This is a genomic window from Burkholderia sp. GW821-FHT14F03, assembly GCF_058803765.1.
Map to the genome: position 1 here is coordinate 1 of NZ_JBXAPG010000016.1, position 16,647 is coordinate 16,647.

Sequence of the window (16,647 nt, forward strand, 5' to 3'; positions counted from 1 at the left end):
GACCTTCGACTGGAAATCCGCGATGAACCAGTTTGCTATTCTGTTCGGGGAGCGATTTACGCAAGCCCGCTGATCACTGGTTGTTCAACCGCCTCGCCCACAAAAATGCGGACAGGTCCCTCCCGGATTCCAGTCAAATAATTCGCATATCGACGCGATGACTGATTCAATCGAGCGAGTGGGGCCGCATAAGGACATGGAAGATCCGTAAGAATTCTGTTTTACTAGGTGCAATCAGATAAAAATCAACGAGGGCGTAAGTGGAGACGATACGGTCGACGGATCTAAAAACCATCCTGCATTCAAAACGCGCGAACCTCTACTACCTGGAACATTGCCGCGTACTCGTGAATGGCGGGCGCGTCGAATATGTGACGGATGCGGGCAAGAAGAATCTGTACTGGAATATTCCCATCGCCAACACCACCAGTATCCTGCTCGGTACCGGTACATCGATTACGCAGGCGGCGATGCGCGAGCTGGCCAAAGCAGGTGTGCTGGTGGGTTTTTGCGGCGGGGGCGGCACGCCGCTGTTCAGTGCCAACGAGGTCGATGTCGAGGTGGCTTGGATGTCTCCGCAAAGCGAATATCGACCAACAGAGTATTTGCAGGCATGGGTGCGTTTTTGGTTCGATGACACATTGCGCCTACATGCTGCCCGGCAACTACAGATAAGCCGCCTGAAACGATTGCAGCAGGTATGGGGCGCGCGAACGTTGCGTGAGGCGGGTTTTGCAGTTGACGTCGAGCGTGTGCAGAAGCTGGTGCAACAATTCAGCGGCCAGATAGCCGATGCGCAGGACGTGACGACGCTGCTGACCGACGAGGCGCGTCTGACCAAGGCGCTGTTCAAACTTGCCGTGGATGCGGTGGGTTACGGCGAATTCACTCGGGCGAAGCGTGGCGGCGGGACCGATGCTGCCAACCGATTTCTCGATCACGGCAACTATCTCGGCTACGGCCTGGGTGCCACGGCTACCTGGGTGCTGGGTTTGCCTCATGGATTGGCCGTCTTGCACGGCAAGACGCGACGCGGAGGTTTGGTATTCGACGCGGCTGATTTGGTCAAGGATGCGGTTATCTTGCCGCAGGCATTTCTATCAGCCATGCGCGGTGACGACGAGCAGCAATTCCGTCGCCAGTGCATCGAGGCTCTGACGCGCGACGAATCATTGGACTTCATTATCGACACGCTAAAGTCTATTGCGATGGACACGGCGCGCCTGGCTCACGCACCGGAGGCACAGCCGTGAACGTGTTGTTCGTCTCACAATGCACCAAGCGTGCCCTTACTGAAACCAGGCGTATTCTCGACCAATTTGCCGAACGGCGCGGCGAACGTACTTGGCAAACCCCGATTACTCAGGCGGGGCTCGATACGGTGCGCAAGCTGTTGCGGCAGAGTGCGCGAAAAAATACCGCGGTGGCGTGCCATTGGATCCGCGGCCGCGATCATAGCGAGTTGTTGTGGGTCGTCGGCGACGCCCGTCAATTCAACACCGAGGGGGCCGTGCCGACCAATACAACGGCAAGCGACGTGTTGCGTGTCGGAGATGAAAGCACGTGGCACCATCTTCCGTTGATGACGGCGATGACTGCATTGGCGGCGCTGTTGCACGATCTTGGCAAGGCCACGGCAGCATTTCAGGGCAGGTTGCGCAGGCCGGATCTGCGGGAGCGCAACCATTACCGTCACGAGTGGGTATCCGTGCGCTTGTTCCAGGCGTTTGTCGGCGATGCGCAGGATGATGCCGAGTGGCTTGATCGCCTGGCAGCCTGCTCGGATCCGGACGTGGATCGACAGGCTTTCGAAGCGCAATGGCTTGACCACCATGCAGGCCGCCTTTTGCGCGATGGGTTGGACGAACCGGCCGCGAGTCGGTTGCCGTTCGCAACGCTGCCCCCGTTGGCGCAGGCCGTGGCATGGTTGGTGTTGACGCATCACCGAATGCCTTGCAAGCCAGTCCGGAACAACGACGGCAGCACGGACGACGATATCGATCAGCAGGATTATCGTTGGCGGCGTTTCGGCGCCCACGTCGGCAGCGTCAACGCGCATGAACTGCTGGATCTGTTTCAGAACATCAATGCGGACTGGAACGAACCTCGTGAGAACGTGACGGGTTCCGTCTTGGCCGCCCATTGGCATTTCCCAGCCGGCCTGCCGGTTGTCACCGACCCTTGGCGCAAGCAAGCGGCGCGATACGCGCGCAAGCTGCGGGAACTGGCCCGACTCTCGGCTATTTCTTCGCCGCTGGACGATCCATTTGTGGCGCATGTGTCGCGACTCTGCCTGATGCTGGCTGATCACCATTACTCCAGTATCGAAGACGAGACTCGCCGCAAGCCTTATCGGAATCCAGGCTATCCGCTATACGCCAATACGCTGGGCAAACGGAGCATCGACCGGTTGCAACTGACGGGCGAAGGACCATTTTTCAATCAAACGCTCGACGAACACCTGCTTGGCGTACAGGCTCATTCTTCGCTGGTAGCGCGTTCGCTGCCGACGCTGGCGCGTAGTCTACCGACGCTACTGAATCACCGTGGCCTCAAGAAACGCAATACGAACGCGCGCTTCCAATGGCAGGACAAGGCTGCGGACCTGGCCGCGGGCGTGCGGGCGCGTGCGGCTGAGCAGGGCGCTTTTATCGTCAATATGGCGTCCACCGGCTGCGGCAAGACATTGGGCAACGCCCGCATCATGAATGCACTTGCGGATCCGCAGCACGGTATGCGCTGCGCGTTTGCGATCGGGTTGCGCACACTCACACTGCAAACCGGGCGTAGTTTTCAGCGCGATCTGGGACTGAACGACGATCAACTCGCAATCAAGGTAGGCGGCGCGGCCAGCCGTGCACTGTTCGAATACTGGGAAACCCAGGCTGAAGCTAGCGGTTCCGCATCGACGCAAGCATTGCTCGATGAAGGGGGGCAGGTATTGTTCGAAGGCAACGACCAACATCCTCTTCTGCAGCGATTGACTGACGATGCGCAGGTGCGTTCGTTGATCGCTGCGCCGCTACTGGTCTGCACGGTTGATCATCTGACACCGGCTACCGAAAGTTTGCGTGGCGGGCGCCAGATTGCACCCATGCTGAGGTTGATGACCAGCGATTTGGTTCTGGACGAACCCGACGACTTTGATATGGCCGATCTACCCGCCCTGACGCGGCTGGTGCATTGGGCCGGATTGCTGGGCTCGCGCGTGTTGCTGTCCTCCGCCACGCTGCCGCCGGCGCTCGTGGAAGGCCTGTATCGAGCCTATCTGGATGGTCGGCGTTACTACCAACGCAATCGCGGCGAGCGGCCGGAGGCATTGCCGTGTGTGGCGTGTCTGTGGGTAGACGAATTCGCGCAATTGCATGCGGATTGTGCCGATGGCAAACACTTTGCCGACATGCACGAGCGCTTCGTGCAAAAGCGTTGTGTGCAGCTGGCCGCGGCAGAGGTCCGGCGACGAGCGGAGTTGATGCCGTTTCCTGACGAGTGGGTGTCGATGGGGAAGGAGGCGCGCCGTCAGGCGTTCGCCGAAGCCGCATTGCAGCGGGCATGGACCCTGCATCAGGATGCGCAGAATCACAGCATTGATGTTGCGACCGGCAAGCGCGTGAGCTTTGGGTTGATTCGCATGGCCAATATCGACCCGCTGTTCGATGTTGCGCTGGCAATGTATCGGCACGGTGCGCCGGTGTCCAATGTCCGCGTTCATTTATGCGTGTATCACGCGCAGTTCCCGCTGCTGGCGCGCTCGCATATTGAAAAGCAGCTGGATGCCGCATTCGATCGCCGCAAGGAGAAGGGGGGCGATGATCAGGCCTTGTTGCGTCCTGAGGTGCGAGCGCTGCTCGATACGCATCCCGAACCTCACCAAATGTTCGTCGTGCTGGCGTCGCCGGTTTGCGAGGTCGGTCGGGATTGGGACGCCGACTGGGCGATTGCCGAACCTTCGTCGATACGCTCGCTAATTCAACTCGCCGGGCGGGTGCGGCGTCATAGGCCGGGATCCGTGGCTCGGACGAACATGGCGGTATTCGAGACGAACCTGCGATATTTCGAGCGAGGCGAAGCAGCCCAGCCGGTGTTCTGCAAACCTGGATTCGAAATGGCTCGCGTTCCTCCTCTTCCTCCGAATCGGGATAAATCGGAAAGACAGGATGCGTCGATTCATTTTTATCTGCGCTCGCATCGCTTGGCCGATTTGTTGAAACTGCCTGAGGGGGAAAAGACGTGGCCCGTCGATGCCCAGCCGCGTATCCATCAAGCGGCAAAGCTGCAGCCTAAGTCCAGCCTGATCGATTTGGAGCATGGCCGGATGCGCGACACGATGCTGCCGCGCGACGAGACCCATCCGCTCTATACGCCCGTGGCGCGTGACGCTACTCGACATTGGTACCAGCGTGACGCCGGTCGCGGCGGGCGGGTTTGGCTGACCGGCCTGTTGCCGCAGATCCAGCGCTTTCGTCATGACCGGCAAAGACGAGAGGAAGTCGTGCTGTTGCCTACGGAGGATGAGGACGCGTTGCGTTTGCACCGGGTTATCGGTCGGCGTGAGAGCGGGGGAACACCCTACGCGGATATTCGCGAATTGCTGGTGCCTGTACCTGATCGCAATTTGGACGGCCCGGGCATCGGACCTTGGTGCCACGTCGATCTGATGGATTTGCTGCATCAGTGGGCCGACGCGCAAGGGCAGAGCGTATATGCCAGCGCGGAAAGCGTTGCCACTGCCAGCTTGCCTGAACCGAGGGTGATGTCAGGCTGGGTGTTTCACTCGGTGTTGGGGTTCAACAAAGAATGAATGAGCCCTCTGCTCCTGGACACGCTTAAATCGTGGGCGGCCAGTCATTGAACTTGTCCAATCGGATTGTTTGGTCAAGCGGACTGGTGATGGCGCATGCTCGTAATTGAAGTCGAATTTCAAATTGAGAAATTAAAAATTAATTTCTAATTGGCAGAGACAATGATGAATTTATGAATAAAATGAACCGTTCCGTGTGAAATTGCTCGTTCTGTAATTAATTGAGTGGATATATTTATAAATTAAAACAATCGCGACTTCCGTGGCGAGACGTGTGGCAGTGAGCCTTTGTGTCCGGAAGCGTGTAGGACTGAGAAGTCGGTCAGTGTTATCCCGTTGGCGGGTATGCATTGACGGGGGGATTTTTCATTATCTTCGTTTCGAAGGAGACCGGATGTCCGATTCACTTGTAACGAGTGGCCGCTCCAGCTTCCGTGCGGCTATCGACGCATTCCTGCATGACCGCCTCCAAGCCAAGCTCGACAAACTCCAACCTGATGACCCGAAGCGATCGGAACTGATCGCAGAACATCAACGCGACCTGTGGCTGGAAAGTGCGGCCAAGCGCGTCAGGCAGATTCAGGCTGTCACGCATTCACTTAAGCCTATTCACCCGGACGCACGTGGCACCAATCTCTACGTCGCGCCCACTGATTTGCCCGCGCTCAACGAATTGGGCAGTCATGCGCTTGATCAGCGTTTTGTCACGGATGTGGTGGGCAACGCGGCAGCGCTCGACGTGTACAAACTGCTGAAACTCAACGTCGACGGCCGAAGCCTCTTGCAGGCTCTCCATGCCAACGATGCGGACGCTTTGCACGCACTCAGCGATGATCCGGCCGAAGCACGTACCTTGCGCGATGCACTGGTCAGTCTGACTGCGGAGCGGCAAGACCGCGTCAGTTCGCATGTGCGTGCCAAGCAGGTGTACTGGCTGGTCGGCGACGATGCCGACGATGATGCGCAGTACCACCTGCTTGCGCCGCTGTATGCCACTTCCTTGGCCCAGGCCGTTTTCGAGGACGTGCAGGACGTGCGCTTTGGCGAAGCCAATAAGTTGGCTCGCCAGGCGCGTCGAGAAGGCTTGCCGTACGACGGGGTCTATCGCGAATACCGCGACCTCGCGGTACAGAAGATGGGCGGCACGAAACCCCAGAATATTTCGCAGCTCAACAGCGAACGTGGCGGGAACAACTACTTGCTGGCTTCCCTGCCGCCGGTCTGGCAGGGGCAACGCAGCTATTTTCCGGTCAATGCGAGATCCATCTTCGAGCGCAGCTTTGGGGCGCGCGCTTCGGTGCGTGTCGCCGTACGCGAGTTTCAGGCGTTTCTGCTGAGCGATCCACCGGCAAACCTCCATACCAGAAATCGAGTCGAGGATCTGACGGAGAGGCTCGTCGACGAGTTGGTGATCTATGCCGGCGAGTTGTCGCATCGTCCCGCCGGCTGGACTCGCGACTCATCCTTTGACGAACTCGCCGACGAAGAGAAACTCTGGCTCGATCCATTGCGCGCGGAATTGCCGGAAGAGGGGGAGTTCGCTGCACGTTGGCTGTCGATGGACTGGCCTGTCCGGATAGGCGAACGCTTCGGCAAATGGCTGAATACGCAATTGCGGGACAAATTTCCAGACGTCGGCTATGCCCACTCCCGAGAGTGGAGCAAGGTATTGCTCGACGACGACAGCGCCTGGATGAACCAGCTGCGACAGATACGCGAGCGGGTCGATATGCCGGAGCGCACCCCATCACGCGACGGACAGGAAGAGTCGACGGCGCGACAGGAGGGGCGATGAATCACTCGACGCTGACTACCGTTGCCAAAGCGCTGCTTGTCCTGCCGCATCTTCGTGTGCAAAACGCCAATGCGATCTCAAGTCCGCTCACGCATGGCTTTCCATCCATCACTGCGTTAACGGGTTTGATGTGGGCATTGCAACGCCAGCTCGCAGCAGTTGGAATTCCGCTGAAGTTGCAACAAGTGGGCGTGATCTGTCATCAGCATGAGGAGCAGGTGGCCGACGGTTACGTCAAGACTTTCCGGCTGACACGCAATCCCGTGGACAAGGACGGCGGCACCGCCGCGATCGTCGAAGAGGGCCGGATTCATCTCGATGTCACCGTGGTGTTTCAGGTAACGCACGTGGTCGGGCAGGATGCCGGCTCTGCCCTGACGCCGGGCCATGACGTTCAACTGGACGAATGGGCCGCGCAGATCGGCGAGATTGTCGGGCGCATGCGGTTTGCCGGCGGGACGTTGCTGCCCGGGTCTCCGAGGCCGGGGCGGCGCACTCGCCCGTGGATGGCCGTGCTGCCGGAGGAGCATGGGGAGCAGGCGCGGGTCTTCGTTCGTTGGCGCCGCCAGTGGTTACCTGGCTACGTGCTGGTCGGCCGTGACGATTTGCTGGAGGCGCGACTCCGTGCTCTGCGCGTCGAATATCCGGACTCCACGTTGCTGGATGCGTGGCTTCATGCGGCGCGATTCAATCACCAGCCGGTGGGGGACGAGATGCCCGAGGGCGAGGCACGGCCTGGTTCCGCCAAGAGGCAGCGTTGGGCGGATCCCGCTAGGCAAAAGGGCGGTGGCTGGACCGTACCGATACCCGTGGGCTACGCGGCACTGACTAAACCGCTGCCCGCCGGCACTGTTGCCAATACGCGCGATGCATCCACGCCTTGTGTGTTTGTGGAGTCGGTCTACTCGTTCGGCCAATGGATCAGCCCGCATCGGCTGAATGACGTGCATGAACTGTTGTGGCGCCCTGAGTTCGATACCGCCACCGGCCTGTACCGCTGTCGTAGCGGCTACGTGCATACCAGTTCGGATTCCGCATGGGCCGATGACGATATACCCGATTTTGATTGAGCTGGCTGAGCCAACGCAGGCGACCCGTTCGAGGCTGCGCTGTTTGCCTTCATTCCATTTTTTTGCAGGATATTTACCATGCCCGAGAAACTGACTACTGCTTCCGTCCTCGCTTTCGAACGCAAATTGGATCCGTCTGACGCGGTTTTTCATTCAGGTCGATGGGACGAACGTACCGATCGTTCGACCTGGAATCCGATCCGTATTCGAGAGAAATCGGTACGAGGAACGATCTCCAACCGCCTAAAGACCAAGGATCAGGATCCGGCAAAACTGGATGCAGGTATCGTGAATCCCAACCTTCAGACCGTCGATGTCGCTACGTTGCCGGCCGATGCCGATACGCTCAGGGTGCAGTTTACGTTGCGCGTGCTGGCAGGCGCTGGGACGCCGTCAGCCTGCAACAGCGCAGGATATCGAGCCAGGCTGCAGGATGTGGTGAGTGACTATGTCGCGCGACAAGGCTTTAATGGATTGGCCAACCGATACGCGGCCAATCTGGCCAATGGACGCTTCCTGTGGCGTAACCGGATGGGTGCGGAGGACGTTCGGGTGGAGGTGGCGCAACTGAAGAACGGTCGACCTTCGCAGACCTGGTCATTCGACGCGTTGTCGTTGAACCTGCGTGCCCTGGACGAATGCGATTCGGAAGTCGCGGCGTTGGGTGGATTGATTGCTGAGGGTCTGGCTGGACGTGCGCATGTGCTGCTGCGGGTAACGGCTTATGTGCGCCTTGGAAATGGACAAGAAGTGTTTCCTTCCCAGGAGCTGATTCTCGACAAGGGGAGCAGTCGGAAGAGCAAGACGCTGTATCACGTGCAGGACGTGGCCGCAATCCATTCGCAGAAGATCGGCAATGCGGTGCGGACCATCGATACCTGGTACGAAGACGCGATGGAGTTGGGGCCGATCGCGGTGGAGCCCTATGGATCGGTTACCACGCAGGGTAAGGCTTATCGTCAGCCCAGGCTCGGGCAGGATTTCTACTCCCTGCTGGACGGCTGGCTGCTCAAGGACAAGGCGCCACCGGTGGAGCAACAGCACTTTGTCATGGCCGTGTTGATCCGCGGCGGGGTGTTCGGCGACGCGAGCTGACGGCCATGACGACCCACTACATCGATATCACGCTGCTGCCCGATCCGGAATTTAGTCACGCTCACTTGCTGGGTGCGCTGGTGGCCAAATTGCATCGGGCTCTGGTGCAGCTTCGGGCCGACAACGTTGGGATCAGTTTTCCGGGATATAGCCTGCGTCCGCGTTCGTTGGGGCCGGTGCTGCGTTTGCATGGCGGGCAGGCCGCTTTGCAGAGTCTGATGGCGCAACCTTGGTTGCACGGCATGCGGGATCACGTGACGCTGACGGAGGTCGCGGTCGTGCCGTCGGGTGCGACGCATCGTGTTGTGCGACGGCGTCAGTTCAAGACCAATGTCGAGCGTTTGCGCCGCCGTCGGATACGGCGCAAGGGGGAGAGCGCCGAGCAGGCGGCGGCCGCAATTCCGGATGGGGTCGAGCGCCGGCCCGATTTGCCTTATGTACAGCTGCGTAGTGCTAGTACGGGACAGCCGTTTTGCCTGTTCATCGAGCAGGATGTAGAGCCTGGCGGGGCGGTGCCGGGAGCGTTCAATAGCTATGGCCTGGGGCAAGGGGCGACGGTGCCGTGGTTTTAACCCTTTTCTTGGGGGTGTTTGGGTTTTTATAAGAATCAATGGGTTAGAGGTGGGGTGGAAATTTGGGGTAGTCAGGTCTTAGGGGGGGAGTTCTTTAAAAATCAAGGTGTTGGGATTTTGGGGCTCTAGTGTGCTGCCGCGTAGGCAGCTTAGAAATGGGATCCGGACCAGAGTCCGACGACCACTGTGGTGTGCTGCCGCGTAGGCAGCTTAGAAATGCGTGAGATTGAGGCTCGTCGAGAGCGTGCCGTGTGCTGCCGCGTAGGCAGCTTAGAAAGCAGGAAAACCAGCAGACGATGCGCTGATCGGTGTGTGCTGCCGCGTAGGCAGCTTAGAAACTAGCGTCGCCTCCCATTCCGGGAGTAGTTCAGTGTGCTGCCGCGTAGGCAGCTTAGAAAATCCTTCGTGTACGCCGACGCCCACTCAGCCGGTGTGCTGCCGCGTAGGCAGCTTAGAAAATGAGACGAACGCCGATTTGAGCGCACCGTACGTGTGCTGCCGCGTAGGCAGCTTAGAAATTCGCGAACAGCGCACTACGCAGCGCTGCCTCGTGTGCTGCCGCGTAGGCAGCTTAGAAATTGCGACGGAGCGGGATCAGGACTGGGAGTCCGTGTGCTGCCGCGTAGGCAGCTTAGAAAAGCTCGAGTCGTCGGGCAAGGCCAGGGCGACGGTGTGCTGCCGCGTAGGCAGCTTAGAAATTAGCGGCGGCCAGTTCTTCGGCGCTGAGCTTGTGTGCTGCCGCGTAGGCAGCTTAGAAAGAACGCATGCGCGATGAACTCAGTGATGATGAGTGTGCTGCCGCGTAGGCAGCTTAGAAATCGAGACGATCTCAGCCGAGACGGCAATAGACGTGTGCTGCCGCGTAGGCAGCTTAGAAAACCCCAGTTAGAACCGCAGAGGCCTTTGTAGAGTGTGCTGCCGCGTAGGCAGCTTAGAAAAATTTGCTGCCTTGGCTTTCGTGGGCGCTGCGGTGTGCTGCCGCGTAGGCAGCTTAGAAATGCAACAAAGCGAGCTTGCCCTCGAAACCACGGTGTGCTGCCGCGTAGGCAGCTTAGAAATTCGTCACTTCGAACTCGCGGTCTGCATACCAGTGTGCTGCCGCGTAGGCAGCTTAGAAATTCCGCACTGGCGCAATCCATACCACGTCGTCGTGTGCTGCCGCGTAGGCAGCTTAGAAAACCTCGATGATCGGGATCCAGCGGCCCGGCCAGTGGTGCTGCCGCGTAGGCAGCTTAGAAAGTCGGGTGATGATTTCCATTGCGCGCAGGCCAGTGTGCTGCCGAGTAGGCAGCTTAGAAAAGCCTGTTGATACGTATCAACGCACTTGACGTGCGTGCTGCCGCGTAGGCGGCTTAGAAAATTCAAATTCGAGGGAGCCGTTGCGCTCGTCAGTCAGCTGCCGCGTAGGCAGTTTAGAAAATCCACAGGTCCGACGACGTTGCGCCGGCCGCGTGTGCTGCCGCACAGGCAGCTTAGAAATTCATGAAATGGACATTGGCCTGCGAATTTCAAGCAATTGACCGCTTTTAGCGATTCATTGACCGAAGAAAGCAATAGCGATTCTCATTCTCAAAATAAGATGACGAGCCACGGCGGCATCCGCTCGCGATAGCCCGGAGGGCCCGAGAATCGATCCGGGGTTCAGCCACCGAGGCATCGAGCGTGTCAACCGCGAAGCGACCACCGCCGCCCAACTTTCCAGGAGCCCAGCATGACCCTCGACTCATCCCAGTTCCGTCTCCACGACCTCAGTCAATTCCCCATGTGCCTGTTCCGCTCGGCCGAGGCCACGGAAGGCTACGCGTCCACCTGGATCGCGGAAATGGAGGCGCTCGTCGCGGCGGGCAAACCCTTCACGGTGGTCTATCAAGCCCTGGGCGACGAAGCCCACGAAGACCGCAAGCAGCGCGGCCTCTGGCTGAAGCGGAACAAGGTCGAACTGGGCGCGGTCTGCCAGGCCACGATTACCGTCGAACCCGACGCGAAGCGTCGCGCCGAACTCGAAGCCTGGGCGGAGGGCGCGGTCAAGGCATTCGGCATCCCGCACAAGGCGGTTCCCACGCTGGCCGACGCGGCCGCCGTCACATTGGAACTCTGTGTCAACGACACACGCGGCCACGCACCCGCCGACGCCTGACAGCAAGCCCCGGCCGACTCGCGGCATTCACTCATCCCGCCCCTGGGCAATCGACGCAAAATACTTCGCCGGCGGTTTGCCCAGCGCCTTCCTGAACATCGTGATGAACGCGGTAACCGAGTCATAACCGAGCATATCGGCCACGCGCTGCACGGTCTGCCCGGCCGCAAGCTGATGCAGCGCGACCATCAGATGCAGCTGCTGCCGCCAGCGCCCGAACGTGAGCCCCGTCTCATCGCGCACGAGGCGGGCGAGCGACCGTTCGCTCATCGCGACGAACTTCCCCCATTCCGCGAGCGTGCGCCGATCGGCCGGGTCGTCGGACAGCGCTTTGGCGATCCTCTTCATCCTCGGCTCGTCCGACGTCGGCAGATGCAGATGCTCGACAGGCATCCGAGCCAGTTCCTCCAGCAAGACCCCGACGAGCCGCCCGGTCGGCCCCTCGGCCGCATAGTCGGGCGGCTGCGCGGCCATATGCAGCACCAGTTCGCGCACGAGCGGGGTGATCGCGAGCGTGCAGCAGCGCTCGGGCAGCGGCGCAGCGCCGGATTGCACGAACAGGTGGCACATGCGCGCGTTCGCGGTGGCGCGGATGCTGTGCGGCGTGTTGCCGGGCACCCAGACCGCACAGGTCGGCGGCACCATCCAGATGCCGCTCGGCACTTCGCAGGTCACGCCGCCCTTGAGCGCGAGCACCAATTGCCCGTGCCTATGCTGATGCACGGGGAATTCGCGCTTGTGATCGACGGCCTCGACATGCATGCCGACGGCGGGCCCGGGCACGGACGTGAGGTCGAACGACGGACGGGAGAGGTCGAGTGGACGGGCGGCCATGACGGCAGGATTCAGCGATTTCCAGCCATTCTATTGGGATTCGCCTCGCGCGCCTATGCTCGCCGGCCGCGAACAAGCACCGCGTCACCCGACGCACCCGCCTGCGGGCGCCACGCCGCCCGCCCGACGGCAAGGCACCCGAAAGCCAGCCCGAACCCGCCACCCGCCCGCCGTCCCGCGTCAAGCAGCCCATCCCGATCCGCACTATCCTACGGGGCGGCGCGGTACCCACCGCGCCCCCAGTCATTCAAACAACAGGAGAGGTTCCCATGTCGCTCTCGATGTATGAAGTCTCGGTTCCCGTGCTCAAACGCGGGTTGTCCAGTCTGTCGGGCTTGCTCGACAAGGCCGATGCGCACGTGCGGGAACGTGCGATCGACGCATCCGCGCTGCTCGACGCGCGTCTCGCCGACGACATGTTTCCGTTCGTGCGCCAGGTGCAGATCGCGAGCGACGCGGCGAAGGGCACGGGCGCGCGGCTCGCGGGTCTCACGCCGCCCTCGTTCGAGGACACCGAAGCGAGCCTCGCCGATCTGAAGGCGCGCATCGCGAAGACGATCGCCTTCCTCGACACCCTCACGCCGGCGCAATTCGAAGGCAGCGAGTCGCGCACGATCGAACTACCGATGAAGCAGGGCACGCTGACGTTCGACGGCAAATCCTATCTGCTGGGCTTCGCGCTGCCGAACTTCTATTTCCACGTGACGACGGCCTACGACATCCTGCGTCAACAAGGCGTCGCGATCGGCAAGCGCGACTATCTGGGCGGCCTGTAACGCGGGCCGTCGACATCCACCTACGTATCAAGGAGCGCACCGTGCTGGGCAAACGCAAGCTGGGCCGCCAGGGCCTGGAAGTCTCGACGATCGGACTCGGCTGCATGGGCATGAGTCACGCCTACGGCACGCCGGACGATACGGAGTCGATCGCGACGCTGCATCGCGCGATCGATCTCGGCTGCACTTTTCTCGATACGGCCGAGATCTACGGGCCGTTCGCGAACGAGGAACTGCTCGGCCGTGCGCTGGCCGGCCGGCGCGACGAGGTCACGCTCGCGACCAAGTTCGGTTTCCTGATCGATGACGGCAAGGCGGCCGGCACCGACAGCCGTCCCGCGCATATCCGCGAGGTGGTCGATGCGTCGCTCAAGCGCTTGCGCACGGATCGGATCGACCTGCTGTATCAACATCGCGTCGATCCGGCCGTCCCGATCGAGGACGTCGCGGGCACGGTGAAAGACTTGATCGCGGCCGGCAAGGTGCTGCACTTCGGCCTGTCGGAAGCGGGCGAGGACGTGATCCGCCGCGCGCATGCGGTGCAGCCGGTGTCGGCGCTGCAAAGCGAATACTCGATCTGGGAACGCAACCTGGAAGTGCGCATCCTGCCGGTGCTGCGCGAGCTGGGCATCGGGCTCGTGCCGTTCAGTCCGCTGGGGCGCGGCTTCCTGACGGGGCTCGCGAAGCGCGCCGACGAATACGGCGAGCGCGATTTCCGCGCGAGCCAGGATCCGCGTTTCCAGCCGGAGAACTTCGATGCGAACCAGCGGATCGCGGCGCGGGTGGCCGAGATCGCCGCCGCGCGCGGCGCGACGGCCGCGCAGGTGGCGCTCGCATGGGTGCTGCACGCGGGCGGCGATGTCGTGCCGATTCCGGGCACGAAGCGTCGCACCTATCTCGAAGCCAATCTCGCGGCCGCCGATCTCGCGCTGACGCCCGATGAACTGGCGCGTCTCGACGCGGTGCTCGACGAAATCGGCGTGTCGGGCGCGCGCTACACCGCGCGCGGCCTGTCGATGGTCAACCGCTGAACGGCGCGGCGCGCCGGCTCACCGGGGCAGTTCGAGGCGCGCGAGCGCCGCGAAGTAGCGCGCGCCCGTCGTCAGCACATCGTCGTTGAAGTCGTAGGTTGCGTTGTGCAGCGGCGTGCCGCCCGGCTGGTCGGGCGCGCCGTTGCCGATCAGCACGAACGCGCCCGGCACCACCTGCAGGAAGGCGCCGAAATCCTCGGAAATCATCAAGGGCGCGAGGTCGCCGTCCACCCGTTCCGGGCCGACCACCTCGCGCGCCGCGGCGAGCGCGATCGGCACGCACGCGGGCCAGTTCACGGTCGGCGCGAATTCATGTGTGTAGTCGACTTCGCACTGCGCGCCGTGCAGCGCGCACATCCCCGTCGCGATCTCGCGGATCCGCCGCTCCAGCAGCGCCTGCACGTCGGGCGCGTAGCTGCGCGTGTCGCCCTTGATCACGACATGCGTGGGCGTCGCGTTGCGAATCCCGTCGGTGATGAATTCGGTGCAGGACACCACGGCGCTCATGCCCGGATCCAGGTTGCGCGCCACGATCGTCTGCAGCGCCAGCACGACCTGTGCGCCGATCACGAGCGGATCGACGCCCGTGTGCGGCCGTGCCGCATGCGCGCCGCGGCCGCGGATGCGGATCGTGAAGTTGTCCTCGCTCGCCATGATGCCGCCCGCGCGCGTCGCGATGTGGCCGGCGGGCAGGCCGGGCAGGTTGTGCGCGCCATACAGCGCCTCGATGGGGAAGCGCTCGAACAATCCGTCCGCGATCATGGCTTTCGCGCCGCGTCCATGTTCCTCCGCCGGCTGGAAGATGAAATGCACGGTGCCGTCGAAGTCGCGGCGCTCGGCGAGCAGGCGCGCCGCGCCGAGGATCATCGCCATGTGGCCGTCGTGGCCGCACGCGTGCATGGCGCCCGGGAACGTCGAGGCGTACGCGCGGCCCGGCGCGTCCTCGGTGATGGCGAGCGCGTCCATTTCGGCGCGCAGGCCGATCGCGCGCGGGCCGTCGCCGGCCCGCAGCGTCGCGACGAAGCCGGTGCCGCCGATGCCGCGCTCGACCTCCAGTCCGAGCGCGGCGAGGATGTCGGCCGCATAGGCGGCGGTGCGCTGTTCCGCGAAGCCGGTCTCGGGATGGCGGTGCAGGTGATGGCGCCATTCGACCAGTTGCGCGCGCAGGTTCGTGTCCTCGTGATACATGCGACCTCCTTCCTGGGTGAGGGAACGTCAGGCCGCGGCGCGCACGCGCCAGGCTTGTTGACGGCGCAATACCGATTCGGCGGCCTCGCCGGTCAGTTCACGATACACGCTCGGCGCGGTGGCGCCCTCGGTGTTGACGAGCAGTACGCGCGAGGCGGCGTCGAGTTCGAGCTGCGCGGCGGCGGCCGGGTCCGCGCACAGCGCGATCAGGCCCGCGAGTCCTGCCGCGCCCGATTCGCCGGAGACGATCGGGATGTCGAGCGTGTTGCCGGCGGCGAGCATGCGCATCGCGATGCCGGCGTCCTGATCGTCGATGGTCAGGAAGGCGTCGATGCTGTGTTCGAGGAAATCCCAGGCCAGCGGCGACGCCGCGCCGCACGCGAGGCCGGCCATCACTGAATCGACGCTGCCGAGCGTGTGCGCGGCGCGGCGCACGCGCGCGCTTTGCAACAGGCAGTCGGCCTGCTGCGGTTCGACCACGATGAAGCGCGGGCGCTGCGCGCCGTGGTATTCCCACAGATAGCTCGCGATCCCGGCCGCGAGACCGCCCACGCCGCCCTGGATGAGCACGTGCGTGTGGGACGGCGCGTCGGCGCGCGCGCCGGTCTGCTCGACCAGTTCGGCGGCGATCGTGCCGTAGCCCTGCATCACGTCGCGCGGCACGGCTTCGTAGCCGTCGTACGAGGTGTCGGACACCACCTCCCAGCCGTTGCGCGCGGCGAGCCGCGCGGCTTCGGCGACGGACTCGTCGTAGTTGCCGGCGATCCGCACGATGCGCGCGCCGAACGCGGCGATCGCACGCTCGCGTTCGGCGTCGACGCGCGCATGCAGCACGATCACGCAGCGACAGCCGACGCTCTGCGCGGCGGCGGCGAGCGCGCGACCGTGGTTGCCGTCGGTCGCGCTGATCACGGTGAACGCGCTCAGCGATTCGCGGTGGCGGCCGGTGATCAGGTCGACCGGGGTGTAGCCCGCGCGCGGAAAGCGGCGCATGACGAGCCGCAACAGCGCGATCGGCGCGCCGAGCGCCTTGAAACTGCCGAGCGGCGAGCGCACGGATTCGTCCTTGAGGTCGAGCGCCGCGAGGCCCAGCGTATGCGCGAGGCCCGTCAGCGGGTAGAGCGGGGTGGCCTCGGGCAGCAGGCGATCCCAGTGCGCGAGCCACGCGCGGCTCTCATGCGCGCGGGCGATGTTCAGGATGGCGGCGAGGGCGGCGGGATAGGGCGCGCGATGCGCGGCGGGGTTGACGATCAGCATGCGGGACTCCGAAAGAACGGGCGCAGCAGGGATCTCGCTGCCGCCCGGTTGAACCGATTAGGAATAATATTGCGCAAGTGATTCGTTTTTT

The 16,647-nt window shown here is 62.5% G+C and carries 12 protein-coding genes and 1 CRISPR repeat array; of the genes, 9 read left to right on the forward strand and 3 right to left on the reverse strand.

Annotated elements, in window-relative coordinates:
* Positions 1–260 precede the first annotated feature (260 nt).
* The 7 genes from cas1f (at position 261) to AC1RQF_RS12930 (ending at position 11,470) form a co-directional block, all read left to right on the forward strand.
* Positions 261–1,253, forward strand: a complete 993-nt coding sequence (gene cas1f, locus AC1RQF_RS12900; RefSeq protein ID WP_492872182.1) for a type I-F CRISPR-associated endonuclease Cas1f — start codon at positions 261–263, stop codon at positions 1,251–1,253.
* Positions 1,250–4,801, forward strand: coding sequence for a type I-F CRISPR-associated helicase Cas3f (gene cas3f, locus AC1RQF_RS12905; protein ID WP_492872183.1), 3,552 nt, complete (start codon positions 1,250–1,252; stop codon positions 4,799–4,801). The genes cas1f and cas3f overlap by 4 nt, the downstream gene beginning before the upstream one ends.
* Before the next feature lie 394 nt (positions 4,802–5,195).
* Positions 5,196–6,596, forward strand: coding sequence for a type I-F CRISPR-associated protein Csy1 (gene csy1 / locus AC1RQF_RS12910; RefSeq protein ID WP_492872184.1), 1,401 nt, complete (start codon positions 5,196–5,198; stop codon positions 6,594–6,596).
* Entirely contained in the window at positions 6,593–7,666 is a 1,074-nt protein-coding gene (gene csy2, locus AC1RQF_RS12915; RefSeq protein ID WP_492872185.1) for a type I-F CRISPR-associated protein Csy2, read from the forward strand. The genes csy1 and csy2 overlap by 4 nt, the downstream gene beginning before the upstream one ends.
* A gap of 78 nt (positions 7,667–7,744) precedes the next feature.
* A complete protein-coding gene (csy3, locus tag AC1RQF_RS12920; RefSeq protein WP_492872186.1) occupies positions 7,745–8,761 on the forward strand; it encodes a type I-F CRISPR-associated protein Csy3 in 1,017 nt (338 codons plus the stop codon).
* A 5-nt stretch (positions 8,762–8,766) separates the two neighbouring features.
* Positions 8,767–9,333 carry a type I-F CRISPR-associated endoribonuclease Cas6/Csy4 gene (gene cas6f / locus AC1RQF_RS12925; RefSeq protein WP_492872187.1) on the forward strand — a complete coding sequence of 189 codons (567 nt, stop codon included), beginning with the start codon at positions 8,767–8,769 and terminating at the stop codon, positions 9,331–9,333.
* A 128-nt stretch (positions 9,334–9,461) separates the two neighbouring features.
* Positions 9,462–10,812: direct repeats of the CRISPR family, unit length 28 nt; unit sequence GTGTGCTGCCGCGTAGGCAGCTTAGAAA.
* A 232-nt stretch (positions 10,813–11,044) separates the two neighbouring features.
* Positions 11,045–11,470 carry a hypothetical protein gene (locus AC1RQF_RS12930; protein ID WP_492872188.1) on the forward strand — a complete coding sequence of 142 codons (426 nt, stop codon included), beginning with the start codon at positions 11,045–11,047 and terminating at the stop codon, positions 11,468–11,470.
* Positions 11,471–11,497: 27 nt separating this feature from the next.
* Here the strand turns inward: AC1RQF_RS12930 and AC1RQF_RS12935 are convergent, their stop codons facing one another.
* Complete coding sequence (locus AC1RQF_RS12935; protein WP_492872189.1) at positions 11,498–12,304, reverse strand: AraC family transcriptional regulator; 807 nt, start codon at positions 12,302–12,304, stop codon at positions 11,498–11,500.
* Between the two features lie 269 nt (positions 12,305–12,573).
* Between AC1RQF_RS12935 and AC1RQF_RS12940 the strand changes: the two genes are divergently transcribed.
* Both AC1RQF_RS12940 and AC1RQF_RS12945 read left to right on the forward strand, forming a co-directional pair.
* The gene (locus tag AC1RQF_RS12940) at positions 12,574–13,080 is read left to right on the forward strand and encodes a DUF1993 domain-containing protein (protein ID WP_492872190.1); all 507 of its coding nucleotides are present in this window, start codon (positions 12,574–12,576) and stop codon (positions 13,078–13,080) included.
* Between the two features lie 44 nt (positions 13,081–13,124).
* The gene (locus AC1RQF_RS12945; protein ID WP_274004281.1) at positions 13,125–14,111 is read left to right on the forward strand and encodes an aldo/keto reductase; all 987 of its coding nucleotides are present in this window, start codon (positions 13,125–13,127) and stop codon (positions 14,109–14,111) included.
* A gap of 18 nt (positions 14,112–14,129) precedes the next feature.
* Here AC1RQF_RS12945 and AC1RQF_RS12950 read toward each other — a convergent pair whose 3' ends face one another.
* Both AC1RQF_RS12950 and AC1RQF_RS12955 read right to left on the reverse strand, forming a co-directional pair.
* Positions 14,130–15,299, reverse strand: a complete 1,170-nt coding sequence (locus tag AC1RQF_RS12950) for a M20 aminoacylase family protein (protein ID WP_274002538.1) — start codon at positions 15,297–15,299, stop codon at positions 14,130–14,132.
* Positions 15,300–15,326: 27 nt separating this feature from the next.
* Positions 15,327–16,556 carry a diaminopropionate ammonia-lyase gene (locus AC1RQF_RS12955; protein ID WP_492872191.1) on the reverse strand — a complete coding sequence of 410 codons (1,230 nt, stop codon included), beginning with the start codon at positions 16,554–16,556 and terminating at the stop codon, positions 15,327–15,329.
* Positions 16,557–16,647 lie beyond the last annotated feature (91 nt).

Excerpts from the sequence above, each read along its gene's own strand:
- csy2 (WP_492872185.1), top strand. The coding sequence starts at position 6,593 with ATGAATCACTCGACGCTGACTACCGTTGCCAAAGCGCTGCTTGTCCTG.
- AC1RQF_RS12930 (WP_492872188.1), top strand. The coding sequence starts at position 11,045 with ATGACCCTCGACTCATCCCAGTTCCGTCTCCACGACCTCAGTCAATTC.
- AC1RQF_RS12940 (WP_492872190.1), top strand. The coding sequence starts at position 12,574 with ATGTCGCTCTCGATGTATGAAGTCTCGGTTCCCGTGCTCAAACGCGGG.
- AC1RQF_RS12955 (WP_492872191.1), bottom strand. The coding sequence starts at position 16,556 with ATGCTGATCGTCAACCCCGCCGCGCATCGCGCGCCCTATCCCGCCGCC.
- AC1RQF_RS12935 (WP_492872189.1), bottom strand. The coding sequence starts at position 12,304 with ATGGCCGCCCGTCCACTCGACCTCTCCCGTCCGTCGTTCGACCTCACG.
- AC1RQF_RS12950 (WP_274002538.1), bottom strand. The coding sequence starts at position 15,299 with ATGTATCACGAGGACACGAACCTGCGCGCGCAACTGGTCGAATGGCGC.
- csy3 (WP_492872186.1), top strand. The coding sequence starts at position 7,745 with ATGCCCGAGAAACTGACTACTGCTTCCGTCCTCGCTTTCGAACGCAAA.
- csy1 (WP_492872184.1), top strand. The coding sequence starts at position 5,196 with ATGTCCGATTCACTTGTAACGAGTGGCCGCTCCAGCTTCCGTGCGGCT.
- cas6f (WP_492872187.1), top strand. The coding sequence starts at position 8,767 with ATGACGACCCACTACATCGATATCACGCTGCTGCCCGATCCGGAATTT.